Raw genomic sequence first — 25,022 nt, 5'->3', positions numbered from 1 at the left:
GCCGCGCTTCGCCCGGATGCGCGGGAAAGCGGAGTGTGCGCATGAAAAGCCATGCCAGAGTCGTCGTGATCGGTGGCGGCGTTGTCGGTTGCTCGATCCTCTACCATCTCACGAAGTTCGGCTGGACCGACGTGGTGCTGCTGGAGCGATCGGAGCTGACCTCCGGTTCGACCTGGCATGCCGCCGGTGGCATGCACACGATCAACGGCGACCCCAACGTCGCCAAGCTGCAGAAATACACCGTCGAACTCTACAAGGAGATCGAGGAATATTCCGGCCAGGACATCGGCCTGCACATGACGTCGGGCATGATGCTGGCCGCGACCAAGGAGCGTTTCGACTGGATGAAGTCGATCCTCGCCAAGGGCCGCTACATGGGGCTCGAGGCCGAGCTGCTGACGCCCAAGGAAGCGCACGACCTGATGCCGCTGCTGGATCCAGATCAGTTCGTTGGCGCGGTGTTCGACCCGGTCGAGGGCCATCTCGATCCCTATGGAACGACCCATGCCTATGCCAAGTCGGCCAAGAAGAATGGGGCCGAGATCTATCTGCACACAAAGGTCGAGGATCTCGTGCAGCGCGAGGACGGATCCTGGCGCGTCATCACCAATCAGGGCGAAATCATTGCAGAGCATGTGGTCAACGCCGCGGGCCTCTGGGCGCGCGAGGTCGGCCGCATGGTCGGGCTGGAGCTGCCCGTTCTGGCGATGGAGCATATGTATCTCATCACCGAAGATATGCCCGAGGTCATCGAGTTCAACCAGACGCGCGGCAAGGAGCTGATGCACTGTGTCGATTTCGATGGCGAGATTTACTTGCGCCAAGAGCGCAATGGCATGTTGATGGGCACCTATGAGAAAGCCTGCCGCCCCTGGTCGCCGGTGACGACACCCTGGGATTTCGGCCATGAGCTGCTGGCCGAGGACATCGACCGCATCTCGCCGGAACTCGAGGTCGGCTTCCGGCATTTCCCGGCCTTCAACAGAGCCGGCATCAAGAAGGTCATCAACGGGCCCTTCACCTTTTCGCCGGATGGAAACCCGCTGGTCGGGCCGGTGCGGGGGCTGCGCAATTTCTGGTCGGCTTGTGCCGTCATGGCCGGCTTCAGCCAGGGCGGCGGCGTCGGCCTGGCGCTTGCCAACTGGATGATAGACGGCGATCCCGGCTTCGACGTCTTTGCCATGGACGTGGCGCGTTATGGCGATTTCGCCACGCTTGCCTATACCAACGCCAAGGTGCGCGAGAACTATTCGCGCCGTTTTTCCATCCGTTATCCGAACGAGGAGCTGCCGGCCGCACGGCCGCTGCTCACGACGCCGATCTATGACCGGTTGAAGGCGGCCGGTGCCGTGTTCGGTGCTTCCTATGGCCTGGAAACGCCGCTGTGGTTTGCACCTGCCGGTGTCGAGGATCACTTCTCCTGGCGCCGCTCGACCGATTTCGACACGGTCGGCGACGAAGCCCGCGCGGTGCGCGCCGCTGTCGGGCTGATGGAAACCTCCGGCTTTGCCAAATACGAGATCAAGGGGGCGGGGGCGGAAGCCTGGCTCGATGGGATGCTCGCCTGCCGTATCCCGGCTGTGGGGCGGATGTCGCTGGCGCCGATGCTGAAAGACGATGGCAAGCTGATCGGCGACTTCACGCTCGCCAAGCTCGGTGAACAGGATTTCCTCCTCATCGGCTCCGGCATCGCCGAGGATTATCATATGCGCTGGTTCGAGGCGCACCTGCCAGAGAATGGCTCGGTCTCGATCCGTCCGTTGAAGCTGGAGCTTGTCGGGCTGTCGATCGCCGGGCCGAAGGCGCGGGACGTGCTGGCGGCGCTGACCCATCTCGACGTCGGTGATAAGGCCTTTGCGTTCATGGATATTCGCCGGATGAATCTCGGTATGGCGCCGGCGATCGTCGGTCGGGTCAGCTATACCGGTGACGTCGGCTACGAGATCTGGATGAAGCCGGAATACCAGCGCTACCTGTTCGATCTGATCCTGGAAAAGGGTGCGGCCTTCGGCATCCGGCTGTTTGGCCTTCGCGCCCTCAATGCCCTCAGGGTCGAAAAATCGTTCGGCAGCTGGTCGCGCGAGTTTCGGCCGCTCTACGGTCCGCTGGAGGCCGGCCTTGGCAGGTTTGTGGCGCTCGGTAAACCGGCGGGTTTCATCGGAAAGGCGGCGGCAATGCGCGAGAAGGCAGAAGGCGGACAGCTTCGTCTGCGCACCTTCCTGCTCGAGACGCGCGATGCCGATGTCATCGGCGACGAACCGATCTATTTCGACGGCGCGGTGCGCGGTTGGGTGACATCCGGCGGCTATGCCCACGCCAGCGGGGTGTCGGTGGCGCTTGGTTACGTGCCCAAGGAGATCGCTGATGAAGAGGCAGGCTGGGCGATCGAACTGCTCGGTGAGATCCTGCCGGCGCGGTTGCAACCCTACCCATTGTTCGACGCAAACGGTGAGCGCATGCGTGGTTGACGGGAGGCAAATCGGCGAGCTGGTCTTGTTGCTTGCCGATTCATCCACAGGCCGGATTGCACGCGGTTTTAGACTAAAGTTGACTATTCCCCAGGCGAGACGTGCATTTTTTTTGTTTTTTATGACTTCAAAAGCGTCAAATCGATTTTATAGGCGAAGATTTTGCCGCTCCCACGTTTTTTAGCTTTTCTTTTCGTTTGAAAGAGGTATGGAATCGATCAACAGAACGCTCAACAATGAGCTCAAAAAACAAGAGACCGGACCTTATGGATCTGGTCCAGGGGAAGATTGATGGAGTATTTCGTCCAGCAGCTCGTCAATGGGCTGACTCTTGGGTCTATTTATGGTATGATCGCAATTGGTTATACCATGGTCTACGGCATCATTGGCATGATCAACTTCGCCCACGGCGATATCTTCATGCTCGGCGGTTTTGCCGCTTTGATTGTCTTTCTGCTTCTCACAACATTCATGGCTGGCATACCGGTTGTACTTGCCCTGTTGCTGATGATGATCGTCGGCATGCTGACGGCGGCGCTCTGGAACTGGACCATCGAGCGGGTGGCTTACCGGCCGCTACGCGGTTCGTTCCGCCTGGCTCCGCTAATCACGGCAATCGGCATGTCGATCGCCCTGTCGAACTTCATCCAGGTGACGCAGGGACCGCGCAACAAGCCGATCCCGCCGCTCGTTTCCTCGGTTTACGAGGTGTTGGGCATCACGATCTCGCTGAAGCAGATCATCATCATCATCATCACGGCGATCCTGTTGTCCGTGTTCTGGTACATCGTCAACAAGACGCCGCTCGGGCGCGCTCAGCGCGCAACGGAACAGGACCGCAAGATGGCGGCCCTCCTGGGTGTTGACGTCGACCGTACCATCTCGGTGACCTTCATCATGGGCGCAGCGCTCGCTGCTGTCGCCGGCACCATGTACTTGATGTATTATGGTGTGGTCGTCTTCACCGACGGATTTGTTCCGGGGGTCAAGGCCTTTACTGCAGCTGTTCTTGGCGGCATCGGCTCCTTGCCGGGCGCTGTTCTCGGCGGGTTGCTGATCGGCCTCATCGAGTCCCTCTGGTCCGCTTATTTCACTATCGACTACAAGGATGTTGCGACGTTCTCCATTCTCGCAATCGTCCTGATCTTCAAGCCGTCTGGCATACTCGGACGACCGGAAGTCGAGAAGGTATAAATCAATGGCAAACATTGCTTCTACATCTGCAAGCGCCGGCAGTGATCTGACGGCGCGGGCCCTGCGCGAGGCTGTCTTCGCGGGCCTTATCTCTCTCGGCCTCTTCGTCTTGTTCGTCGGCCTGAAGAGCGACCAGAACATTCGCAACGAGCTGGTCCTCAACCAGCGCTGGGGTCTGCTTGCGATCTTCGTGATCGTCGCCGCCGTCGGCCGGTTCCTGATGGTCGCCTATATCCAGCCGGCAATGGCGCGCCGCAAGGCCGCCAAGGCCGAAGCGGAGGAGGTCGTTAGGGAAGAGAGCTTCTTCAAGCGCAATTTCTCGAAGATCGCGATCATTGCGCTCGTTCTCTATCCGCCTGTGATCGTGGCGCTCGTCGGTGCGCAGGGCTCGCTGAAGTGGGTCGACAATTTCGGCGTCCAGATCCTGATCTACGTGATGCTCGCCTGGGGCCTCAACATCGTCGTCGGCCTGGCAGGTCTGCTGGACCTCGGCTATGTCGCCTTCTACGCGGTGGGTGCCTATTCCTACGCGCTGCTGTCGACTTATTTCGGGCTCTCCTTCTGGGTTCTGCTGCCGGTTGCCGGTATTCTCTCGGCCTGCTGGGGCATGGTCCTCGGATTCCCGGTCTTGCGGCTAAGGGGTGACTACCTGGCGATCGTCACGCTCGCCTTCGGGGAAATCATACGGCTTGTCCTCATAAACTGGACCGAAGTGACCAAGGGAACGTTCGGCGTCTCCGGCATCGCCAAGGCGACCCTGTTCGGCATCAAGTTCGACGCTTCCAAGGATGGTTTTGCAGCGATGATGGGGCTCCCCATGTCGTCGGCCTACTACAAGATCTTCCTGTTCTATTTGATCCTTGGCCTTTGCATGCTGACGGCCTTCGTCACCATCCGCCTTCGCCGGATGCCGATCGGCCGCGCCTGGGAAGCGCTGCGCGAGGACGAGATCGCCTGCCGCTCGCTCGGCATCAACACGGTCACGACAAAGCTTACCGCCTTTGCAACGGGCGCCATGTTCGGCGGCATCGCAGGTTCGTTCTTCGCCGTGCGCCAGGGTTTCGTCTCGCCGGAATCCTTCGTGTTCCTCGAATCCGCGGTCATTCTGGCGATCGTTGTTCTCGGTGGCATGGGTTCGCTCACCGGTATCGCCATCGCCGCGGTGGCGATGATCGGCGGCACGGAAATCCTGCGCGAGCTTTCCTTCCTGAAGGCGATCTTCGGACCGGACTTCACGCCTGAACTCTACCGTATGCTGATCTTCGGCCTGGCGATGGTCGTCGTGATGGTCTGGAAGCCGCGCGGTTTTGTCGGCTCGCGTGAGCCGACAGCGTTCCTGCGCGAACGCAAGGCGATCTCCGGCAGCTTCACCAAGGAAGGGCATGGCTGATGGCCCTCGAGACAACGACAATGACAAAAGATCCCATTCTCTCGGTTGAGCACCTGTCGATGCGCTTCGGCGGTCTCATGGCCATCAACGACTTCTCCTTCGAAGCCTATCGCGGTGACATCACCGCGCTGATCGGCCCGAACGGAGCCGGCAAGACCACGGTGTTCAACTGCATCACCGGCTTCTACAAGCCGACCATGGGCATGATCACCATGAAGCAGAAGTCCGGTAAGGAATATCTGCTGGAGCGCCTGCCGGATTTCGAGATCACCAAGCACGCCAAGGTCGCGCGCACCTTCCAGAACATCCGGATGTTCTCCGGCCTGACGGTGCTGGAAAACCTGCTGGTCGCACAGCACAACAAGCTGATGCAGGCGTCGGGCTATACCTTCCTCGGACTGCTCGGCTTTCCCGCCTACAAGCAGGCCTCGAAAGAATCGATCGAATTTGCCCGCCATTGGCTGGAAAAGGCGTCGCTGGTCGATCGTGCCGACGACCCGGCCGGCGATCTGCCCTATGGCGCCCAGCGGCGGCTCGAAATCGCCCGCGCCATGTGCACCGGACCGGAACTCCTATGCCTTGACGAGCCGGCAGCCGGTCTCAATCCGCGTGAATCGCTGGCGCTCAACGAGTTGCTGCAGGGTATCCGCGGCGAAACCGGCACCTCGATCCTGTTGATCGAGCACGACATGTCGGTGGTGATGGAGATTTCCGACCACGTGGTCGTTTTGGAATACGGTCAGAAGATTTCCGACGGCAACCCGGATTTCGTGAAGAACGATCCGAGGGTCATTGCGGCCTATCTGGGTGTCGAGGATGAAGAGGTCGAAGAGGTGATCGAAGAAATCGAGGAAATCGAAGGCGGACAGGGAGGATCCAAGCCATGAGCGCGCCTCTGCTGCAAGTAAAGGCCGTCGAGACCTACTACGGCAATATCCGGGCGCTGAACGGCGTCGACGTCGAAGTGCATCGCGGTGAAATCGTCTGCCTGATCGGCGCCAACGGCGCTGGCAAGTCGACGCTGATGATGACGATCTGCGGCAGCCCGCAGGCGCGCACCGGCGCGGTCATGTTCGAAGGTGAGGAAATTACCCGCATGCCGACGCACGAGATCGCGCGTCTTCGCATCGCGCAGTCGCCGGAAGGCCGTCGCATTTTTCCGCGCATGACCGTATTCGAAAACCTGCAGATGGGCGCAAGCCTCGACAACCTCAAACATTTCAACGAGGACGCCGAGAAGGTGTTCTCGCTGTTCCCGCGACTTAAGGAGCGCCAGGCTCAACGCGGCGGTACGCTTTCGGGCGGCGAGCAGCAGATGCTGTCGATCGCCCGCGCGCTGATGGCGCGCCCGAAGCTCCTTTTGCTGGACGAGCCATCGCTCGGCCTGGCGCCGCTGATCGTTAAGGGCATCTTCGAAGCCATCAAGAAGCTGAACAAGGAAGAGGGACTGACCGTGTTCCTCGTCGAGCAGAATGCGTTCGGCGCCTTGAAGCTTTCCGACCGCGGTTACGTGATGGTCAACGGCCGCGTGACGATGAGCGGCTCGGGCAAGGAACTGCTCGCCAATCCGGAAGTCCGCGCGGCCTATCTCGAAGGCGGCCGCCATTGATGCGCCGCATCTGGAGTTTGTGACATGCAGGGTATTCTCTACGAAGAAGTGTCGGTCTGGCAGTTTCTTTTCATCACCTGTGTTCTGGGCGGCTGGACCGCGTGGAGAACGGGAAAGAGCGTCGCCGAGGGCTGGGAGGAGCTTCCGCGCCTCTTCGTCTATGTGGCGCTGCTGGGGCTTGGGATCCGCTTCGTGCACCACGCCCTGTTCGGAGGTACGATGTTCAGTCTGCATTACTATATCGTGGACACGGTCGTACTTTTGTTGTTTGCTACCGCAGGTTTCCGGTACTACCGGACCAAGCAAATGACCAATAACTACTATTGGCTCTATGAGAAGGCTTCGCCTTTCTCCTGGAAAGCCAAATAATGGGAACAGCGCGCGCCGGCCGCCGCGGCCGGTGCGAAAGAAATACCGGCGCGAATTACGGTGGGCATTGCGCAGGTTGGTAACGAGACCCGCTCGGATAATTGGGAGTAACAAAATGAAAAAGTCTCTTCTGTCGGCCGTTGCGCTGTCGGCAATGGTCGCTTTCAGCGGCACCGCATGGGCTGATATTCTCGTTGGCGTTGCTGGCCCGCTGACCGGCCCGAACGCTGCGTTCGGTGCACAGCTGCAGAAAGGTGCCGAACAGGCTGCTGCAGACATCAATGCTGCCGGCGGTATCAATGGGGAACAGATCAAGGTTGTACTCGGCGACGACGTTTCCGACGCCAAGCAGGGCGTTTCGGTCGCCAACAAGTTCGTCGCTGACGGCGTGAAGTTCGTTGTCGGCCACTTCAACTCGGGCGTGTCCATCCCGGCTTCGGAAGTCTATGCCGAAAACGGCATTCTCCAGGTAACGCCGGCTTCCACCAACCCGCAGTTCACCGAGCGCGGCCTCTGGAACACCTTCCGCACTTGCGGTCGTGACGACCAGCAGGGCGCAGTTGCCGGCGCCTTCCTTGCCGCCAACCACAAGGACGCCAAGATCGCCGTCATTCACGACAAGACCCCTTATGGTCAGGGCCTTGCCGACGAAACCAAGAAGTCGATGAACGAAGCCGGCCTCAATGAAGCCCTCTATGAAGGCATCAACACCGGCGACAAGGACTTCTCGGCCCTCATCGCCAAGATGAAGGAAGCCGGCGTCTCGATCGTCTACTACGGCGGTCTGCACACCGAAGCTGGCCTGATCATGCGCCAGATGAAGGACCAGGGCCTCAAGGCTACCCTGATGTCGGGCGACGGTATCGTTTCGAACGAACTGGCCTCGATCGCAGGCGACGCTGTTGACGGCACGCTGATGACGTTTGCTCCGGATCCGCGCAAGAACCCGGCTGCCAAGGAACTCGTCGAGAAGTTCCGCGCCGCCGGCTTCGAACCGGAAGCCTACACGCTCTACGCCTACGCTGCTCTGCAGGTTGTCGCCGAAGCTGCCAAGGCTGGCGGCACGACCGATCCGCAGGCCGTTGCCGAAGCGATCAAGGCCAAAGGCCCGTTCAAGACCGCAATTGGCGAACTCGGCTATGACGAAAAGGGCGACATCACCCGTCCGGACTACGTCATGTACACCTGGAAGAAGGGTGAAGACGGCAAGTACAGCTACTTCGAAAACGAGTAAATCTCGCTTCGAGGTTCGTTGAACCACGTCAGAACTTCGAAAGCCCGGCGAGCGATCGCCGGGCTTTTTGTTTCTGGACGGGTGTTAACGGGGATGGCGATGATTCTCGTCGGACTTCGCCTCGGCAAGGCATTGCACCGGGCCTCTTTCGTTGGGCCGCGCGGGCTGTCTCTCGCCGTCATTTCGTGCACTATCGCCGAACGATTCTGTTTTTAGAGGTTGTCCCATGAGTTCCAAGCCGCGCATTCTCGTCACCCGCCGTTGGCCCGAAGCGGTGGAGCGCGTGCTGGCCGAGCGGTTTGATGGCGTCTTGAACGAGAGCGACGTACCGATGTCGGCCGATCAGCTGGCAAAGGCGCTGCGCGGCTTTGACGCGGTGCTGCCGACGGTCTCCGACCGCCTGCCGGCAAGCCTGTTCGACGGCGGCGACATCAGGGCAAAGATCCTCGGCAACTATGGTGTCGGTTACAACCACATCGATGTTGCCGCCGCCAAGGCCGCAAACATCGCCGTTACCAACACGCCCGGCGTTCTGACCGATTGCACTGCCGATATCGCCATGACGCTGCTGCTTGCCGTCGCGCGGCGTGCGGGCGAAGGGGAGCGTCAGATCAGGGCCGGCGAATGGACCGGCTGGCGGCCGACCCACATGATTGGCAGCAAGGTGACCGGCAAGACGCTGGGGATCATCGGTTTCGGCCGCATCGGCAAGGCGATGGCAAAACGCTGCCATTTCGGGTTCGACATGGAGGTGGTGTTCTACAACCGCTCGCGTGTCGATGCGGCGGAAGCCGCACGCTATGGCGCGCGCCAGCTCGGTACCGTCGACGAGGTGCTTGCGATTGCGGATTTCGTCTCGTTGCACTGCCCCGGCGGTGGCGAGAACCGGCACCTCATCAATGCCGAGCGGCTGGCGATGATGAAAAAGGGCGCCTATCTCGTCAACACCGCGCGCGGCGATGTGGTCGACGAGCCGGCGTTGATCGAGGCGCTGAAGAACGGAGTGATCAAAGGCGCCGGCCTCGATGTTTTCGAGGCGGAACCGAATGTGCCGGAGGGCCTGCGGGCGCTCGAAAATGTCGTTCTGCTGCCGCATCTCGGCAGCGCGACCGAGGAGACACGCGTCGCGATGGGCATGAAGGTGGTCGACAACATCACCGCCTTCTTCGAGGGGCGAGAGCCGCCGGATAGGGTCGCCTGAGATGGTGGCTGTTTGATGGGCAAACGCTGCCCATAAAGCAATCACCTTGCCGATTTTCTTTGCAAAACAATAGCTTGACTTGGCGCCTCGGGATGCCGACGATGTCGGCCGATGAACATGAGCAATGCGGCTATCATCGCCCCGCAGCGGGCGTTCGGAAAAGGACGACTGGTCGCGAAAGTGGCCGTCGGTCAAACGCGCGTTGCCGAGCTTTACCAGGAAGGCTGCGCAAAGATTCGGCTGCCGAAAACCTTCGATACTTCGATGGAAGCCGTGCTGATCAACTCGTCGGGTGGGCTCACCGGCGGCGACCGCATGCTCTGGGAGATCGAGGCCGGTGCGGCGACCGAGCTCACCGTCACCACGCAGGCCTGCGAGAAGATCTACAAGGCGAGTGCCGGCACGGTCGATGTCACGACACGCATCGACGTGGCGGCTGGCGCACGCGTCGATTGGCTGCCGCAGGAGACGATCCTGTTCGACCGCGCATCGCTGACACGCTCGCTCGATGTCGAGCTCGAGGACGGCGCGACGTTCCTTGCCGTCGAGGCCGTGCTGCTCGGCCGCAAGGCGATGGGCGAAGCGATGCAGACAGGCCTCTTGCGAGATCGCTGGCGCATTCGCGTCGGCGGCCGGCTGTTGCATGCCGAAAACCTGACCTTTGCCGATGATATCGCCGCTCTTGTCGCCCGGACTGCAGTGCTCGGCGGCAGCGTGGCATTTGCGACGCTGTTCTACACCGGACCGGATTGTGAATTGCTGCTGCCGCGGCTGCGCGCACTCCTCGAAACGCAAGTGGGGGCGGGCGTCAGCCACATCAAGCTCGGTGGTCGCGACAAGCTGGTTGCGCGCTTTGCTGCCGCGGACGGCTTCTCGCTCAGAAAAATCCTCATCCCGGTCATTTCGCACTTGCGCAAGCAAGAGACAGTGCCGAAAGTCTGGGTCCTCTAATCCACAATCAAACCGGTGGCGACGCATGAATCTTACCCCGCGCGAAAAGGACAAGCTGTTGATTTCCATGGCTGCGATGGTTGCCCGCCGCCGCCTGGAGCGCGGACTCAAGCTTAATCATCCAGAGGCGATCGCGCTGATTACTGACTTCGTTGTCGAAGGTGCGCGTGACGGCCGATCGGTCGCGGAGCTGATGGAGGCGGGCGCCCATGTGATCACCCGTGCACAGGTGATGGAGGGGATCGCGGAGATGATCCACGACATCCAGGTGGAGGCGACCTTCCCTGACGGTACCAAGCTCGTCACTGTGCACGAACCGATCCGCTGAGGAGGCTGAGACATGTTGGCACTGCGTCCGAACTGCGAATGCTGCGACAAGGATCTGCCGCCAGAGAGCCGCGACGCGATGATCTGCACCTTCGAGTGCACCTTTTGCGTCGATTGTGTCGAAGGCACGCTCGGTGGCACCTGCCCGAACTGCGGCGGCGAGTTTACCCGGCGCCCGGTACGCCCGGCCGCGCTGCTTGTGAAATATCCGGCATCGACCGAACGGGTGCTGAAGCCGCTCGGCTGCGCCGACGTCGACGCGGCCTGACAAGGGAGAGGGAACTCAGATGATCCCAGGGGAAATCATTGCCGCAAGCGGCGATATCGAACTCAACCACGGGCTTGAGACGGTGACGATCGAGGTCTCCAATACCGGCGACCGGCCGGTGCAGGTCGGCAGCCACTATCACTTTGCCGAGACCAATGCCGGGCTCGACTTCGATCGCAGTGCCGCCCATGGCAAACGACTGGACATTCCCGCAGGCACCGCCGTCCGCTTCGAGCCGGGACAGAAAAGACAGGTCACGCTCATCCCGCTTTCGGGCAAGCGCGAGGTTTTTGGTTTCCGCCAGCAGGTCATGGGAAAGCTTTGAGCATGATGATGCGAACGACGCTTATCGCGAGCGCCTTGCTGCTGGCGGCCATGCCCGCGCTGGCGCAGGAGGATGATGTCGATTGCGCCAATGCAATGACGCAGGCGGATATGAACATCTGCTCCAACAAGGATTATGAGGCGGCCGACGCTGAACTCAACACGGTCTACAAGCAGACCGTTGCGGCGATGCGGGCCAAGGACAAGGAACTGGGTGACATCAGCGCCGACTATGTCGGCGCGGAGGAGGCGTTGAAGAAGGCGCAGCGCGCCTGGATCGGCTACCGCGACGGCCAGTGCGAGCTTGCCGGCTTCGAAGCGCGCGGCGGATCGATGGAGCCGATGCTGGTATCCGGCTGCCTGGCGCAGCTGACTGCGGCCCGCACCACGGAACTCAAAGAGCTGCTCGAGCCCACGGAAAACTAGCGCTGATGTCTGGCCGCACCATCATGATCGTGGGGAATGGAGAAGTGCCGGAAGGCGCTGCGGCAACGATCGATACGGCCGATGTCGTCATTCGTTTCAACGATTGCCGTTCTGTCGGCACCGGCGGGGCGAGGACCGATATCGTCGCCGTCTGCAATACTGGCCGGCCGGCGCTTGCCATGCTTGGTGGCGGGCGCTGGAAGAACAGCGCCGCCGTGCGGCAGGCACGCGAGATCTGGAGCGTTCGGTCGGCTGAAAAGTTTGCCGGCATGCGCGCGGCACTGGCCGAAACGCATCCGGATCTCGACGACTTCTGCGACGACTACACTTGCGGTTTCGAGAGTTTTACAACGGCGACCGGCCGGGTGCATCGGGTCGTCCCCCTCGCAGCGCACGAGCAGCTGGACCGGGATCTGTCGCGGTTCGCGCCCACGCCTTATGTCGTGCCGTCGAGCGGCATGGTCGTGATTGCCGACGTGCTTTCCGGTTTTGCATCGGCCGACGATCTGGTCGTTCTGGCTGGCTTCGGCCATGTCGGTTGGGAGTGGCATCCCTTTGCCGCCGAGCGCCGGTACGTCGACGCACTTGCGGCCGAGGGCCGTCTTCGCCGTCTTTCCCCTTCTTCTTCAGACTTGTCCCAAGGAGCCTGAACCCATGCCCTACAAAATGTCGCGCGCGGCCTATGCCAACATGTTCGGCCCGACGGTCGGCGACAAGGTTCGGCTGGCCGACACGGAACTGTTCATCGAGGTGGAGAAGGATTTCACCACCTATGGCGAAGAAGTGAAGTTCGGCGGCGGCAAGGTGATCCGCGACGGCATGGGCCAAAGCCAGGTGACGCGAGCGGCGGGTGCGGTCGACACCGTGATCACCAACGCGCTGATCGTCGACCACTGGGGCATCGTCAAGGCGGATATCGGGCTGAAGGACGGGCGCATCGCGGCGATCGGCAAGGCCGGCAATCCCGATATGCAGCCTGGCGTGACGATCATCGTCGGTCCGGGCACCGAGGTGATCGCCGGCGAGGGCAAGATCGTCACCGCCGGCGGCATGGACAGCCATATCCACTTCATCTGCCCGCAGCAGATCGAGGAAGCGCTGATGAGCGGGCTCACCTGCATGCTCGGCGGCGGCACGGGGCCGGCGCATGGCACGCTCGCGACCACCTGCACGCCCGGGCCCTGGCATCTCGCCCGCATGATCGAGGCTGCGGACGCCTTCCCGATGAACCTTGCCTTTGCCGGCAAGGGCAATGCCTCGCTGCCCGCCGCGCTGGTCGAGATGGTGCTTGCGGGCGCGACCTCGCTGAAGCTGCACGAGGATTGGGGCTCGACGCCGGCTGCCGTCGACTGCTGCCTTGGTGTTGCCGACGAGTACGATGTGCAGGTGATGATCCACACCGACACGTTGAACGAGAGCGGTTTCGTCGAGGACACGATCGCGGCGATCAAGGGCCGCACGATCCATGCCTTCCACACGGAAGGGGCGGGTGGCGGCCATGCGCCGGATATCATCAAGATCTGCGGCCAGCCGAACGTCATTCCGTCGTCGACCAACCCGACCCGACCCTACACCAAGAACACGCTGGCCGAGCACCTGGATATGCTGATGGTCTGCCATCACCTGTCGCCGTCGATCCCCGAGGATATCGCCTTTGCCGAAAGCCGGATCCGTAAGGAGACGATCGCCGCCGAAGACATCCTGCACGATATCGGTGCGTTCTCGATCATCTCGTCCGATAGCCAGGCGATGGGCCGCGTCGGCGAGGTGGCGATCCGCACCTGGCAGACGGCCGACAAGATGAAGCGCCAGCGCGGCGCGCTGCCGCAGGAAACCGGCGACAACGACAATTTCCGGGTCAAACGCTATATCGCCAAATACACCATCAACCCGGCGATCGCCCATGGCCTCAGCCATGAGATCGGTTCGCTCGAAGTCGGCAAGCGCGCCGACCTCGTCCTCTGGAAACCGGCTTTCTTCGGCGTCAAGCCCGACATGGTGCTGATCGGCGGAACGATCGCCGCAGCACCGATGGGCGACCCCAACGCCTCGATCCCGACGCCGCAGCCGGTGCACTACCGGCCGATGTTCGGCGCCTATGGCAAGAGCCGCACGAACTCCTCCGTCACCTTCGTCTCGCAGGCCTCGCTCGATGGCGGGTTGGCGGCCAGGCTCGGCGTTGCCAAACAGCTCGTCGCCGTCAAGAACACCCGCGGCGGCATCGGCAAGGCATCGATGATCCACAACAACCTGACGCCGCATGTCGAGGTCGATCCGGAGACCTACGAAGTGCGGGCCGATGGCGAGCTCCTCACCTGCGAGCCGGCGACGGTTCTGCCGATGGCGCAGCGTTATTTCCTGTTCTGAGCGGCAAACGATTTTGTCTCGAAAAAGCGGTAGCTGGCGGGCCTTCAAGTGGACCGCCTACGGGGTGTCGGGTCTTGTCCTGGCAGTCGTCCTCGGGATGGTCGTGCCGCGACCGCTGTTGCCGAAGACGGCCACGGCCGCTGCGGTTGAGCCGGCTGTTGCCGGCGAACGCGTCCTGATCCTCGCCAGTCCGATCCACACCGATATCGCCATTCCCCTCAATGACGAGACGCGGACGCGGTTTGCCTTCGCCGGCGAGGCAGGCGTGCCTCTGGATCACCCGGAGGCGCGATGGCTGATCTTCGGCTGGGGTGGCCGCTCGTTCTACCTGGAAACGCCGACATGGTCGGAGCTGAAGCCAATGCCGGTCTTGAGGGCGCTGGCGCTCGACCGTTCCGTTATGCATGTCGATATTGCCGGGGCGATCGTCGAACCCCAGCCGTCGGTTACGAGCGTTGACCTCAAGCGCGCCGAGTTCGAGAAGCTGATGACGTTCATCTCCGGAAGCTTTGCCAGGAACGGCGGCGCCGTCTTTCCGATCGAGGGCTTTTCCTATGGTTATGCCGACCGCTTCTTTGAGGCGGAGGGCAGCTTCAATGCACTGTTTGGATGCAACACCTGGACGGCGCGGGCATTGAGAGAAGCCGGACTGCAGACGGGGTTCTGGAATCCCTTGCCTTCCACTCTTGGCCTGTCCCTGCGGCTACACAACTGAGACATTGTCCGCGCCGGTTCGGGATCGCCACAGGCATGCGCTTGTCGCATGTCTGCCATGCGCGGGTGTGAATCGACGCCTTTCGTGCTGCACCGCAGCGGAATTTCCGGTAGGAAACGAGCTGATATTTTCCTCGATCGCGACTGTTCTCCCAAGGCCGCTCGCAATCGAGTGCCTGCACTGAAGGAGATGACCATGCTCGGCAGAAAAGTACCCTCCGTAACGTTCCGCACCCGCGTTCGCGATGAAGCCGTCGGCGGCTCCAACCCGTTCCGTTGGCACGACGTTTCCTCCGACGATTACTTCGCCGGCAAGCGTGTCGTGTTGTTTTCGCTGCCGGGCGCCTTCACGCCCACCTGCTCGACCTTCCAGCTGCCCGACTTCGAAAAGCTGACGGCCGAGTTCCGCTCCGAAGGCGTTGACGAAATCTACTGCATCTCGGTCAACGACGCCTTCGTGATGAACGCCTGGGGCAAGTCGCAGAGCCTCGAGAACGTCAAGCTGATCCCCGATGGCTCGGGCGAGTTCACCCGCAAGATGGGCATGCTCGTCGCCAAGGATAATCTCGGCTTCGGCATGCGCTCCTGGCGCTATGCTGCCGTTGTCAACAACGGTGTCGTCGAACAGTGGTTCGAAGAGGAAGGCTACTCCGACAATTGCGACAGCGATCCCTACGGCGTTTCCTCGCCGCAGAACATTCTCGAGACGCTGAAGTCGCAGAAGCTCGCAGCCTGATCCGGCTGACGACGGATCGATTTTTGAAACCCCGGTGCTAGCGCCGGGGTTTTTTCTTGCTACAGTGCCAGGCAGAAAAGATGTCGAGGGTTCAATGGTTTACATTATTGCATATCTGACGGCGCACCCGGGCAAGGGCGTGGAAATCCTGACGCTGGCCGAGCCCCTGATCGAAGGAACGCGGCGGGAGGCAGGCTGCATCAGCTACGAGCTCTATCAAAAGCCTGCCGATCCCGACGCGCTGGTGTTTGTCGAAACCTGGAAGGACAAGGCCGCGGTCGACGCCCATTTTGCCGAGCCGCATCTGAAGGCGTTCCAGGTCGCGACGGCGGATCTGCTGGTCGAAGCGCGCATCGAGCTCGTGCACCCGGAAAAGGTCGAGGTGCTCTGAGATGCCCTATCGGTCGACCGAGGTACTTTCGCCCGGACCCAGGGACGAGGCGCCGTTGCACAGCATCACCTTGGCCCACGATGCGCGGCATCTGCGCCGCAAGCTGCTGCATCTCGAAAACGACGATGTCGTCATGCTTGACCTGAAGGAAGCGGTGATGCTGGCCGACGGCGACCTGCTGGTGCTCGAGGGTGGCGGTCATATCCGCATCGTTGCGGCATCCGAAGCGCTTTACGAGATCCGTCCGCGCGACCCGTTGCATCTCGTCGAACTGGCCTGGCATCTGGGCAATCGCCACCTCCCGGCGCAGATCGAGACAGGCCGCATCCTGATTTCCCGCGATCCGGTCATTCGGGCGATGCTTGAGGGGCTGGGGGCGGCGGTCGTCGAAATCTCCGAGCCGTTCCATCCGCTGCGCGGCGCTTATCACGCGGCCGGAGGCCACGATCACGGCCACCACCATCACCATGGCTGAACGGGTCGACACGCAGGCGCTGCTTCGCCTCGTGACCTGGCTGTCGCCGGCTTTCCCGGTCGGCGCCTTCTCCTATTCGAACGGGTTGGAGCAGGCAGTTCACGATGGCCATGTCAGCGATATCGAGAGCCTGCGGCTGTGGCTGGAGACGCTTCTTTGCCACGGATCCGGCTGGAACGATGCGGTGCTGCTTGGCGAAGCCTATCGCGGTTTCGGCGAGCCGGTGCAGCTTCAATCCGTGATCGAGCTTGCCGAGGCGATGGCGGCAAGTTGCGAACGGCACATGGAAACCATGCTGCAGGGCGAAGCCTTTCTGGCGGCAGCGCGGCATTGGCCGCACACCGTGCTCGATCGGCTGGGAGAAAGAACCGCCTATCCGGTCGCCGTCGGTGCGGTTGCGGGTGCCCACGCCACAGGCCTCGAGCCGGCGATTGCCGCCTATCTGCATGCGTCCGTATCCAATGCCGTATCGGTGGCCATTCGCTGCGGCGTCACCGGCCAACGTGACGGCGTCGGGCTGATCGCAGCCCTTGAGCCGACCATCGCTGCAGTGGCGCGAAAGGCGAGCGCCGCATCGCTGGAAGACCTTGGCTCGGCCACGATCGCAGCCGATATTTCATCTCTCAGACACGAGACCCTGCATTCGCGGCTGTTCCGCTCGTAAGCGTGCGCGGCCATAGAGCGTTTCCAGTTCGGACGGAGACGTGGAAACGCTCTATCTCTTTGTTTTTACGCGTTTCCTAGCGGAGAAGGTTTCACGCTTTTCCTGGAAATGCTCTAGAAAGGAACGTCACATGGCATCGAAGAATGGTCCCCTGCGTGTCGGCATCGGCGGGCCTGTCGGTTCGGGTAAGACGGCGCTGACGGACAAGCTCTGCAAGGCGATGCGGGAGAATTACTCGGTCGCGGTCGTGACCAACGACATCTACACCAAGGAAGATGCCGAAGCGCTGGTGCGCATGCAGGCGCTGCCGTCGGACCGCATCGTCGGCGTCGAGACCGGCGGATGCCCGCACACGGCTATCCGCGAGGATGCGACAATCAACTTGCAGGCAATCGCCGATCTCAACCGTCGCTTTCCCGATCTCGATATCGTCTTCATCGAATCCGGCGGCGACAATCTGGCCGCCACCTTCTCGCCTGATCTGGCCGACCTGACGATCTATGTCATCTCCGTCTGCCAGGGCGAGGAAATCCCGCGCAAGGGCGGGCCGGGCATCACCAAATCTGACCTGCTTGTCATCAACAAGCGGGATCTGGCGCCCTATGTCGGCGCCGACCTCGACGTCATGGATCGTGACGCGACCCGGATGCGGGCGGAAAAGCCCTTTGTCTTCACCGACATGAAACGCGGCGACGGCGTCAACCGGATCGTCGATTTCCTGACGCTGCATGGCGGGCTTAGCTCGAGGTAGCGCCTGGGTCGAGCCGGGGCCACAGGGAGGAATGGTCGTCCTTCGTGATCGTGGGCGACGAGATTCCGCTTTTGCGTTGTGGCCTGCTGCGACCGCTAGCTAGAGCGCTTCCGATTTAGACGGAACCGCACAAACGCTCTATCTCTTTGTTTTTACGCATTTCCGGACGGAAAACCGCTTCGCACTTTTCCTGGAAATGCTCTAGAACCGTTCCAGCGCCTGACGGTCGTGGATCTCGATCATGCGTCCTTTAACGGTGACGCCGGAGCGGCGAAGAGCCGAAAAGGCCCGCGACAGCGCCTCTGGCGCCAGGCCCAGCTTGCCCGCCAGCACATTCTTCTGGAACGGCAGCCGGAACGAGAAGGTCGTCGAGCCATCCGGGCAGTGACCGAGGATGTAGCTCGCGACCCGCTGTGGCGCCGTCAGAAGACGATCCTCTGCCAGGCAGTCCTCGGCCATCTGGCCATGACGGCAGAGCAGCTCCATCAGCGCCTGGGCAATATCCGGATGCTGCTCGGCGAGCTTGCGCAGATTGCGGCTGTCGAGGCGGGCGATGGTCGAGGACCCGATGGCCTGTGCGTTGGCGGTGGCGCGGTGCCCGAGGAACATGGCGCTTTCACCGAAGAGCTCACCCTTTGGAAAGACGGCGATGTCGGCCTCGCGCCCATCCTTGCCGAGCCGGTAGACGCGCACAAGGCCGGACAGGACGCAGAAGACGCTGTCAATGGGTTCGTCCTGATGAAACAGAATGTCGTGTTCTTCGTGGTTCGTTACGACGGCGCCTTCGAGAACGGCATCGGATGCTGTCGGTGACAGCTTCTCGAAGAAGCGGGAGCCCAGCAGCACCGCTCTGTCATTCGAGTTCAATCGCAAGGTCTTCATCACACCGGCCCTGAGGTAAAGTCTAGAGCGTTTCCGCCTTAGAAGGAGCACGAAAACGCTCTTGCTCCCCGTTTTTACGCATCTCCCGACGAAAAGCTGCTTCGCACTTTCCTGGAAATGCTCTGGTGTCAGGGTAACCGGGCTTTTGAAACGTCAATTGACCTCGATCAAACAATTCTCACAAAAAAGCCCGCACCGGTGGGTGCGGGCCCGATTTTCAGGTGATTTTTGGCCACTATTCGGCAGCGAGCGCCGGATGATTGATTACCTTGCCCGTTTGCTTGCCTTTCGACTGCCCGTCCTCAATCGTTTTCAGGCGCTCTTCCAGGCCCTCGATCGTCTTGCCCTGGTCGTTGACGAATTCGGTCAACGCCTCGCGGTCGAGCGGCAGGTTTTCCTCGTCCTTCTTGCCGACGAGGCGGCCGAAGATCCAGGCGAGCAGGCGCGACAGATCATCCATGATCAGGAAGAAGGACGGTACCACGACGAGGCTGAGGATCGTCGAGACGATGATGCCGCCGATGACCGCGATCGCCATCGGCGCCCGGAACGAACCACCTTCGCCGACGCCGAGTGCTGAGGGCAGCATGCCCGCCGACATGGCGATCGAGGTCATGATGATCGGGCGGGCGCGCTTGCGGCCCGCTTCGATCATTGCCTGCGTGCGATCCATGCCGTGGTGCATCATCTCGATACCGAAATCGACCAGCAGGATCGCGTTCTTGGTGACGATGCCCATCAGCATGAGGATACCGATCAGAACCGGCATCGACAGCGAGTTCTGCGTCAGGATCAGGCCGGCAGCGACACCGCCCATGGCAAGCGGCAGCGAGAACAGGATGGTGAAGGGCTGGATCACATCCTTGAACAGCAGGATCAGCACCACCAGCACCAGCATCAGGCCGAGCAGCATGGCATTGACGAAGCTTTCCTGCATCTCCTCCTCGACCTCGGCGTCACCGCTCTTGAGGAGTTGAACCGTGCTCGGCATCTCGGCATCGTTTGCAATCTGCTCGAACCGTGCAGAGGCGGTGTTCAGCGCCACGCCGATCGGGAGATCGGCGCCAAGTGCAACGACACGGTTGCGATCGTAACGTTTGATCGAACTCGGGCCTTCTGAATAGTTGATATCGGCAACGCTCGACAGCGGCACCGTCAAGCCCGAAGCGGTCTGGATCTTCAGGTTGCGGATCGCGGCGATATCCGTGCGGAAGTCACGGTTGATCTGGACGCGGATCGGTATGAGCCGACCATCGAGGGCAATCTTCGTCAGCGCCGCGTCGATATCGCCGATTGTGGCAACACGGATGACTTCCGAGATTTGCGCGGTGGTAATGCCAAGGCGTGACATCTGCTCGTCACGCGGACGGATCTGCAACTCTGGACGGGGCAGGGCGCCGTCAGGGCTGACATTGGCCAGGAGTGGATCGCTGCGCAGCTTGGCTTCGAGAATTGCAACGGCCTGGTCCAGATCCGTCTCGTTGTTCGAGAGCAGGTTGAAGGACAGCTCTCGCTCACCGCGGTCGTTGAGCTTGATGACCCGGACGTCCGGAATATCCCGGACGCGGGCAAAGATTTCCTTTTCGATCTGGGCCTGAGGAATGATGCGGCCATCTGGCTCAAGCTTCGGCAGGTATTGGCCGATGACCGGCAGGCCGCCAATGACGTCGTTGACGATCTTGTTGAGAAGCGAGTGGTCGCGCTTTTCCAGCAGCACCGTCACGGTAGCCCGGCGCAGTTCCAGGTCGCCCTTGGGTGAGGCACCGCCGAGCACGAAGACGCTGTCCACGCCCTCGAGGTCCTTGACCCTCTCATAGATCTGCGCGGTCGTGCGGTCCGTGTCTTCGAGCATGGCATCCGGGGCCAGTTCGACGGAGAGGCTGACGCGCGACGTGTCGTCCGGGGGCAGGAAGCCGCCGGGCACGAACAGGAACAGCGCGGCCATGGAGGCCACGGTGACGCCGATGGCGATGAGCACCGTTAGGTAGCGCATGTACCAGCGCTTCGTGGTTGCATGAACCAGGCGCGTATACTTGCGCATCAGGTAGCCGTCTTCGAGATGATGTCCATCAAGTTTGGATGGACGCATCAGATAGGCGGCCATGACGGGCGTGATCAGCCGTGCAACCAGCAGCGAGAAGAACACCGAGACGGCGACAGTCAGGCCGAACTGGATGAAGTACTGGCCAACGATGCCCGGCATGAACGACACCGGTATGAACACCGCGATGATCGTGAACGTGGTCGCGATAACCGCAAGGCCGATTTCGTCTGCTGCTTCGATCGCCGCCCGATAGGGCGACTTGCCCATATGGATATGCCGCTCGATGTTCTCGATCTCGACGATCGCGTCATCGACGAGAATGCCGGTCGCCAGCGTCAGCGCCAGGAAGCTGACGAGATTGAGCGAGAAGCCGAGCAGTTCCATGACCCAGAAGGTCGGTACCGCCGAGAGCGGCAGGGCGACGGCGCAAATCAGCGTGGCGCGCCAGTTTCGCAGGAACAGCATGACGACGATGACGGCAAGCAGTGCGCCTTCCATCAGCGTATGCAGGGCCGCTTCATAGTTGCCGTAGGTGAAGTAGACGGAATCGTCGACCATCTCGATGGTGACGTCAGGGTTGGCCGCGCGGATCTTTTCCAGCGACTTGGCAACGGTTTCGGCAACGCTGACTTCACTGGCACCCTTGGCCCGGAAGACCGCGAAGGTGACGCCGGGATTGCCGTTGAAGCGCGAAAAGGAGCGGGGCTCCTCATAGGTATCGGTCACGGTGCCGAGTTCGGAAAGACGCACGAAGCGACCGCTTGGCACCGAGATCATCGTGTTGGCAAGCTGGTCGACATTGCGGGCGTCGCCGAGCGTACGGATCGCCTGTTCGCTGCCGCCCACCTGACCGCGGCCGGAGCCCAGGTCCATGTTCATGCGTCGAAGCTGGCCATTGACGTCGGCGGCGGTGATCCCCAGCGAATTCAGCTTGTCCTCGCTAAGCTCGACGCGAACCTCGCGGTCGGCACCGCCGTAGCGATCGACCCGGCCGATGCCGCTCTTGCCCTGAATTTCGCGCTTGATGACGTCGTCAACGAACCACGAGAGTTCTTCCAGCGACATGCCCGGTGCAGAGACGGAGAAGCTCTGGATCGCCTGGCCTTCGACGTCGACCTTGGAGACGATGGGCTCTTCGATCGAGGTGGGCAGGTCGCCGCGGATGCGGTCGATGGCGTCCTTGACGTCCTGGACGGCCTGGGTCGTGGGTACTTCCATACGGAAGATCACGGCCGTGGTCGATGTGCCGTCGTTGATCGTCGACTGGATATGGTCGACGCCGGTGACGCTGGCGACCGCGTCCTCGATTTCCTTGGTGACCTGGGTTTCGAGTTCGGCCGGCGAGGCACCGCTCTGCGCCACGCTGATCGACACGATCGGCACGTCGATGTTGGGGAAGCGGGTGATCGGCAGGCTGAAGAACGACTGATAGCCGAGCACCAGCAGCACGAAGAAGGCGAGGATCGGAGCGATCGGATTTCGGATGGACCAGGCTGAGAAGTTCATGGTCACGGTTCCTGTCAGTTGGTCGCTGGTTGCGCTGGTTTGACGGGGTTGATGCGGTCGCCGTCGCGCACATAGGCGCCGGCCCTGGCGACAACCTCTTCGCCGGCCTTCAACCCCTCGACCACCTCGACGAACTTGCCATCGGAGATGCCGGTCGTCACCGGGATGATGTTGACCACACCGTTGTCGACCTTGCGCACGATGGTCTTGCCGTTCTCATTGGTAACCGCCGTTTGCGGCAGAACGACAGCTGTTTTCTCTTCGGCGGTGATGATGGCGCTGGCATACATGCCGGAGCGTGCCTTGGCGGTGTCCTTGAGGCTGATGAACACGGTGCCGAGCCGGGAAACGGGATCGACCGTCGGGGCGATCAGGCGGATGGCGCCCTCGACCTTGGTGTTCCCGCCGGCAAGCGTGATCGTCGCCGGCTGGCCGACGGCAAGCTTGATGATGTCGGCTTCGGCGACATCCGCTTTCATCTCGATCGCGCCATCGCGGATCATCGCAAACAGCGGTTCGCCGCTGCCATTGGCGATCGCACCGATCTTGGCGTTCTTGGCGGAAATGACGCCGGCGACCGGGGCCTTGACCTCGGTGCGGGTGAGGCGAAGATCGATGTCGTCGATCTGGGACTGCGCCACCTTGATATCGGCCTTGGAGACCGCAGCGGCCTGTTCGGCGGAGCGGACCCGGGCACGGGTGGCCGCGGCAAGAGCGCGGACGCGATCGGCTTCCGCCGTCGAAACGGTGCCGTTCTTGGCAAGCTCCGCGTTGCGATCGCTGACGCGTGTCGCTTCTTCGGAATTGGCCTTTGCTTCGCTAAGTTGAGCGGTGAGCTGCGCCAGCCCGGCTTCCGCCTTGGCGAGCGCCGCTTCGAGCTGGCTCTTTTCAAGCCGCAGCGCGTCGTCGTTGAGAACCACCAGCACGCTGCCTGCTTCGACCTTGTCGCCGATATCGACATTGAGCGAGCGGATCGACAAGCCCTCGACCAGCGGCGCGACATAGATCTGCTCAACCGCCTGTATCGTCCCGGTTGCAACGACGCGATCGCTGATCGACTGATCGACTGCCTCGGTCACGACGATCGACGGCAGGCTCTGCGCGGGCTGCGCCTTGGCTGGTTCCTCGGCAAATGCACTTGAAAACGGAGCAATCATCATCGCAACGCAAACGCTGAGAGCAGGTAATACTTTCTGAGCCATCGGCTTTACAATCCTGGCAACGGAAACGACATAAAAAGGAACTGTGCCTTCGCAGGCCGGATCCCAATGCAATCAAGCGATTTTCAGTTTCGCCGACGCTTGTCTTCGCGGATTAAGCGAAACAAGGCATAGGCGCACGGCCATTTTCATTCATGCGCCACTCGCACGGTATCAGACCGTGAGCGCGGGCAGGACGGGGAGAGGCTCCCGCAGGCAAACTATTCGGAAAAATCAACTCCTCCGTGTTGCTTGCCTCCAACAAACATCCGCGCCTATGTAATCTTCACATCATCTGCTTACAAGTGCGGTGAAGTGATGGTTCCTCAATATTTCTTCCGTTCTGCAATCTTGGTTGCAATCTCGACACGATCTTGACAATCGAGGCGCATCAACGGCCCGTTGGCCCCGAATTGCCACCCCCACGCCCGGAAATTCGAGGCAACCTTAGCGGGCCATGAAAGGCCTGCACGCAAACGGAAGAGGGCCGCGCGATGGCTGTCGCGCGACCCTCTTCTGTCATTCGGTTTGTTTTCTTCCTACTTCAACGCGGCGTCGGTGATCTCGTGCGTCCAGGCGCCTTCCGGCTCCTTGGAGATGACCGGATCGGAACCGCCCGAAAGCAGCGACTGCACGGTGCGCTTGTAGTCGGCTTCATCCAGGGCGCCGTTCGAACCGGCGGTCAGCTTGGCCACTTCGCCCATCATGCGCTTCTGGTGCTTTTCGGTCTGGGCACCGGTTGAGTCATTCTCGAGAACGATGTCGGCTGCTTCATCCGGGTTCTGTTCGGCATACTTCCAGCCCTTCATCGAGGCGCGCACGAACTTGACCATCTTTTCCTTGAAGGCCGCATCCTTGAGCTTGTCTTCGAGCACGTAGAGGCCATCTTCGAGTGTCGCCACGCCCTGGTCTTCATACTGGAATGTCACGAGATCGTCCGGCTTGATGCCGGCATCGATGACCTGCCAGTACTCGTTGTAGGTCATGGTCGAGATGCAGGCCGCCTGCTTCTGGATCAGCGGATCGACGTTGAAGCCCTGCTTCAGGACGGTCACGCCTTCCGGGCCGCCGTCCGTCGGGATCTTCAGATGCGACATCCACGACAGGAACGGATACTCGTTGCCGAAGAACCAGACGCCAAGCGTGTGTCCCTTGAACTTGTCCGGGCTGGTGACGCCGCTCTCCTTGAGGCAGGTCAGCATCATGCCCGACTTCTTGAACGGCTGAGCGATGTTGACGAGCGGCACGCCCTTTTCGCGGGTGGCAAGGGCTGACGGCATCCAGTCGACGACGACGTCGGCGCCTCCGCCGGCAATCACCTGCGCGGGCGCGATATCCGGGCCGCCGGGCTTGATATCGACGTCGAGCCCTTCTTCTTCGTAGAAGCCCTTGTCCTTGGCGACGTAGTAGCCGGCAAACTGCGCCTGCGTGACCCATTTCAGCTGCAGTGTCACCTTGTCGGCGGCTTCGGCATGGAATGCTGCGAGCGAAAAGACGCCTGCGGCGAGAAGCGATGCAAGTCTCTTGTTCAT

25 protein-coding genes are annotated in these 25,022 nt (G+C 61.4%); 21 read left to right on the top strand and 4 right to left on the bottom strand.

Annotation, left to right across the window (positions count from 1 at the left end; translation table 11 throughout):
* Positions 1-41: 41 nt before the first annotated feature.
* The 21 genes from C6558_RS30325 (at position 42) to ureG (ending at position 17,859) form a co-directional block, all read left to right on the top strand.
* Positions 42-2,468, top strand: coding sequence for an FAD-dependent oxidoreductase (locus C6558_RS30325; RefSeq protein WP_057216132.1), 2,427 nt, complete (start codon positions 42-44; stop codon positions 2,466-2,468).
* 291 nt (positions 2,469-2,759) lie between these two features.
* Positions 2,760-3,662 carry a branched-chain amino acid ABC transporter permease gene (locus C6558_RS30320; RefSeq protein WP_057206532.1) on the top strand — a complete coding sequence of 301 codons (903 nt, stop codon included), beginning with the start codon at positions 2,760-2,762 and terminating at the stop codon, positions 3,660-3,662.
* Positions 3,663-3,666: 4 nt separating this feature from the next.
* The gene (livM, locus tag C6558_RS30315) at positions 3,667-5,052 is read left to right on the top strand and encodes a high-affinity branched-chain amino acid ABC transporter permease LivM (RefSeq protein WP_025428146.1); all 1,386 of its coding nucleotides are present in this window, start codon (positions 3,667-3,669) and stop codon (positions 5,050-5,052) included.
* A complete protein-coding gene (locus tag C6558_RS30310) occupies positions 5,052-5,939 on the top strand; it encodes an ABC transporter ATP-binding protein (protein ID WP_025428145.1) in 888 nt (295 codons plus the stop codon). Before livM ends, C6558_RS30310 begins: the two co-directional genes overlap by 1 nt.
* Positions 5,936-6,661, top strand: coding sequence for an ABC transporter ATP-binding protein (locus C6558_RS30305; protein WP_025428144.1), 726 nt, complete (start codon positions 5,936-5,938; stop codon positions 6,659-6,661). The genes C6558_RS30310 and C6558_RS30305 overlap by 4 nt, the downstream gene beginning before the upstream one ends.
* 24 nt (positions 6,662-6,685) lie before the next feature.
* Entirely contained in the window at positions 6,686-7,030 is a 345-nt protein-coding gene (locus C6558_RS30300; RefSeq protein ID WP_025428143.1) for a DUF6867 family protein, read from the top strand.
* A gap of 115 nt (positions 7,031-7,145) precedes the next feature.
* Entirely contained in the window at positions 7,146-8,264 is a 1,119-nt protein-coding gene (locus C6558_RS30295; protein WP_025428142.1) for a branched-chain amino acid ABC transporter substrate-binding protein, read from the top strand.
* A 226-nt stretch (positions 8,265-8,490) separates the two neighbouring features.
* Positions 8,491-9,465 (top strand): D-glycerate dehydrogenase, encoded by a 975-nt coding sequence (locus C6558_RS30290; RefSeq protein WP_057216127.1) that lies wholly within the window; start codon positions 8,491-8,493, stop codon positions 9,463-9,465.
* Positions 9,466-9,582: 117 nt separating this feature from the next.
* Positions 9,583-10,416, top strand: coding sequence for an urease accessory protein UreD (locus C6558_RS30285; protein WP_025428140.1), 834 nt, complete (start codon positions 9,583-9,585; stop codon positions 10,414-10,416).
* Between the two features lie 25 nt (positions 10,417-10,441).
* On the top strand, positions 10,442-10,744 hold the full coding sequence (locus C6558_RS30280) for an urease subunit gamma (RefSeq protein WP_057216125.1): 303 nt from the start codon (positions 10,442-10,444) through the stop codon (positions 10,742-10,744).
* 12 nt (positions 10,745-10,756) lie between these two features.
* Positions 10,757-11,011, top strand: coding sequence for a DUF1272 domain-containing protein (locus C6558_RS30275; protein ID WP_025428138.1), 255 nt, complete (start codon positions 10,757-10,759; stop codon positions 11,009-11,011).
* A 19-nt stretch (positions 11,012-11,030) separates the two neighbouring features.
* Positions 11,031-11,336, top strand: coding sequence for an urease subunit beta (locus C6558_RS30270; RefSeq protein WP_025428137.1), 306 nt, complete (start codon positions 11,031-11,033; stop codon positions 11,334-11,336).
* A gap of 5 nt (positions 11,337-11,341) precedes the next feature.
* Positions 11,342-11,761 carry a lysozyme inhibitor LprI family protein gene (locus C6558_RS30265; RefSeq protein ID WP_371412313.1) on the top strand — a complete coding sequence of 140 codons (420 nt, stop codon included), beginning with the start codon at positions 11,342-11,344 and terminating at the stop codon, positions 11,759-11,761.
* Positions 11,762-11,763: 2 nt separating this feature from the next.
* Positions 11,764-12,411, top strand: coding sequence for a hypothetical protein (locus tag C6558_RS30260; protein WP_025428135.1), 648 nt, complete (start codon positions 11,764-11,766; stop codon positions 12,409-12,411).
* A gap of 4 nt (positions 12,412-12,415) precedes the next feature.
* Positions 12,416-14,128 carry an urease subunit alpha gene (gene ureC / locus C6558_RS30255; protein WP_057206528.1) on the top strand — a complete coding sequence of 571 codons (1,713 nt, stop codon included), beginning with the start codon at positions 12,416-12,418 and terminating at the stop codon, positions 14,126-14,128.
* Between the two features lie 13 nt (positions 14,129-14,141).
* Positions 14,142-14,843 carry a TIGR02117 family protein gene (locus tag C6558_RS30250; RefSeq protein ID WP_025428133.1) on the top strand — a complete coding sequence of 234 codons (702 nt, stop codon included), beginning with the start codon at positions 14,142-14,144 and terminating at the stop codon, positions 14,841-14,843.
* Between the two features lie 195 nt (positions 14,844-15,038).
* Positions 15,039-15,578: a peroxiredoxin gene (locus C6558_RS30245; RefSeq protein WP_025428132.1), complete on the top strand. Its 540-nt coding sequence runs from the start codon at positions 15,039-15,041 to the stop codon at positions 15,576-15,578.
* 94 nt (positions 15,579-15,672) lie between these two features.
* On the top strand, positions 15,673-15,969 hold the full coding sequence (locus tag C6558_RS30240; protein ID WP_025428131.1) for a putative quinol monooxygenase: 297 nt from the start codon (positions 15,673-15,675) through the stop codon (positions 15,967-15,969).
* 1 nt (position 15,970) lies between these two features.
* Positions 15,971-16,444, top strand: coding sequence for an urease accessory protein UreE (gene ureE, locus C6558_RS30235; protein WP_025428130.1), 474 nt, complete (start codon positions 15,971-15,973; stop codon positions 16,442-16,444).
* The gene (locus C6558_RS30230; RefSeq protein ID WP_025428129.1) at positions 16,437-17,108 is read left to right on the top strand and encodes an urease accessory protein UreF; all 672 of its coding nucleotides are present in this window, start codon (positions 16,437-16,439) and stop codon (positions 17,106-17,108) included. The genes ureE and C6558_RS30230 overlap by 8 nt, the downstream gene beginning before the upstream one ends.
* A 130-nt stretch (positions 17,109-17,238) precedes the next feature.
* Positions 17,239-17,859 (top strand): urease accessory protein UreG, encoded by a 621-nt coding sequence (gene ureG, locus C6558_RS30225; protein WP_025428128.1) that lies wholly within the window; start codon positions 17,239-17,241, stop codon positions 17,857-17,859.
* 201 nt (positions 17,860-18,060) lie between these two features.
* Here ureG and C6558_RS30220 read toward each other — a convergent pair whose 3' ends face one another.
* The 4 genes from C6558_RS30220 to C6558_RS30205 form a co-directional block, all read right to left on the bottom strand.
* A complete protein-coding gene (locus tag C6558_RS30220; RefSeq protein WP_025428127.1) occupies positions 18,061-18,741 on the bottom strand; it encodes a Crp/Fnr family transcriptional regulator in 681 nt (226 codons plus the stop codon).
* Positions 18,742-18,976: 235 nt separating this feature from the next.
* Positions 18,977-22,291, bottom strand: a complete 3,315-nt coding sequence (locus C6558_RS30215; RefSeq protein ID WP_025428126.1) for an efflux RND transporter permease subunit — start codon at positions 22,289-22,291, stop codon at positions 18,977-18,979.
* A 14-nt stretch (positions 22,292-22,305) separates the two neighbouring features.
* A complete protein-coding gene (locus C6558_RS30210; RefSeq protein ID WP_025428125.1) occupies positions 22,306-23,493 on the bottom strand; it encodes an efflux RND transporter periplasmic adaptor subunit in 1,188 nt (395 codons plus the stop codon).
* A 536-nt stretch (positions 23,494-24,029) separates the two neighbouring features.
* Entirely contained in the window at positions 24,030-25,022 is a 993-nt protein-coding gene (locus C6558_RS30205) for an ABC transporter substrate-binding protein (protein WP_025428124.1), read from the bottom strand.

Source organism: Ensifer sp. NM-2, assembly GCF_003024455.1.
Taxonomy (GTDB): Bacteria; Pseudomonadota; Alphaproteobacteria; order Rhizobiales; family Rhizobiaceae; genus Ensifer; species Ensifer canadensis.
Note: the sequence above shows the minus strand (reverse complement) of the source record. Positions and strands in the feature narration are given on the sequence as shown.

What these genes read in the sequence shown, in the direction of transcription:
- C6558_RS30210 (WP_025428125.1), bottom strand. Translation starts at nt 23,493, where the DNA reads ATGGCTCAGAAAGTATTACCTGCTCTCAGCGTTTGCGTTGCGATGATG.
- C6558_RS30285 (WP_025428140.1), top strand. Translation starts at nt 9,583, where the DNA reads ATGAGCAATGCGGCTATCATCGCCCCGCAGCGGGCGTTCGGAAAAGGA.
- C6558_RS30265 (WP_371412313.1), top strand. Translation starts at nt 11,342, where the DNA reads ATGATGCGAACGACGCTTATCGCGAGCGCCTTGCTGCTGGCGGCCATG.
- C6558_RS30275 (WP_025428138.1), top strand. Translation starts at nt 10,757, where the DNA reads ATGTTGGCACTGCGTCCGAACTGCGAATGCTGCGACAAGGATCTGCCG.
- C6558_RS30220 (WP_025428127.1), bottom strand. Translation starts at nt 18,741, where the DNA reads ATGAAGACCTTGCGATTGAACTCGAATGACAGAGCGGTGCTGCTGGGC.
- C6558_RS30295 (WP_025428142.1), top strand. Translation starts at nt 7,146, where the DNA reads ATGAAAAAGTCTCTTCTGTCGGCCGTTGCGCTGTCGGCAATGGTCGCT.
- ureG (WP_025428128.1), top strand. Translation starts at nt 17,239, where the DNA reads ATGGCATCGAAGAATGGTCCCCTGCGTGTCGGCATCGGCGGGCCTGTC.
- C6558_RS30215 (WP_025428126.1), bottom strand. Translation starts at nt 22,291, where the DNA reads ATGAACTTCTCAGCCTGGTCCATCCGAAATCCGATCGCTCCGATCCTC.
- ureC (WP_057206528.1), top strand. Translation starts at nt 12,416, where the DNA reads ATGCCCTACAAAATGTCGCGCGCGGCCTATGCCAACATGTTCGGCCCG.
- C6558_RS30245 (WP_025428132.1), top strand. Translation starts at nt 15,039, where the DNA reads ATGCTCGGCAGAAAAGTACCCTCCGTAACGTTCCGCACCCGCGTTCGC.
- C6558_RS30240 (WP_025428131.1), top strand. Translation starts at nt 15,673, where the DNA reads ATGGTTTACATTATTGCATATCTGACGGCGCACCCGGGCAAGGGCGTG.
- C6558_RS30205 (WP_025428124.1), bottom strand. Translation starts at nt 25,022, where the DNA reads ATGAACAAGAGACTTGCATCGCTTCTCGCCGCAGGCGTCTTTTCGCTC.
- C6558_RS30305 (WP_025428144.1), top strand. Translation starts at nt 5,936, where the DNA reads ATGAGCGCGCCTCTGCTGCAAGTAAAGGCCGTCGAGACCTACTACGGC.
- livM (WP_025428146.1), top strand. Translation starts at nt 3,667, where the DNA reads ATGGCAAACATTGCTTCTACATCTGCAAGCGCCGGCAGTGATCTGACG.
- C6558_RS30300 (WP_025428143.1), top strand. Translation starts at nt 6,686, where the DNA reads ATGCAGGGTATTCTCTACGAAGAAGTGTCGGTCTGGCAGTTTCTTTTC.
- C6558_RS30320 (WP_057206532.1), top strand. Translation starts at nt 2,760, where the DNA reads ATGGAGTATTTCGTCCAGCAGCTCGTCAATGGGCTGACTCTTGGGTCT.
- C6558_RS30310 (WP_025428145.1), top strand. Translation starts at nt 5,052, where the DNA reads ATGGCCCTCGAGACAACGACAATGACAAAAGATCCCATTCTCTCGGTT.
- C6558_RS30290 (WP_057216127.1), top strand. Translation starts at nt 8,491, where the DNA reads ATGAGTTCCAAGCCGCGCATTCTCGTCACCCGCCGTTGGCCCGAAGCG.
- C6558_RS30270 (WP_025428137.1), top strand. Translation starts at nt 11,031, where the DNA reads ATGATCCCAGGGGAAATCATTGCCGCAAGCGGCGATATCGAACTCAAC.
- C6558_RS30230 (WP_025428129.1), top strand. Translation starts at nt 16,437, where the DNA reads ATGGCTGAACGGGTCGACACGCAGGCGCTGCTTCGCCTCGTGACCTGG.
- C6558_RS30280 (WP_057216125.1), top strand. Translation starts at nt 10,442, where the DNA reads ATGAATCTTACCCCGCGCGAAAAGGACAAGCTGTTGATTTCCATGGCT.
- C6558_RS30325 (WP_057216132.1), top strand. Translation starts at nt 42, where the DNA reads ATGAAAAGCCATGCCAGAGTCGTCGTGATCGGTGGCGGCGTTGTCGGT.
- ureE (WP_025428130.1), top strand. Translation starts at nt 15,971, where the DNA reads ATGCCCTATCGGTCGACCGAGGTACTTTCGCCCGGACCCAGGGACGAG.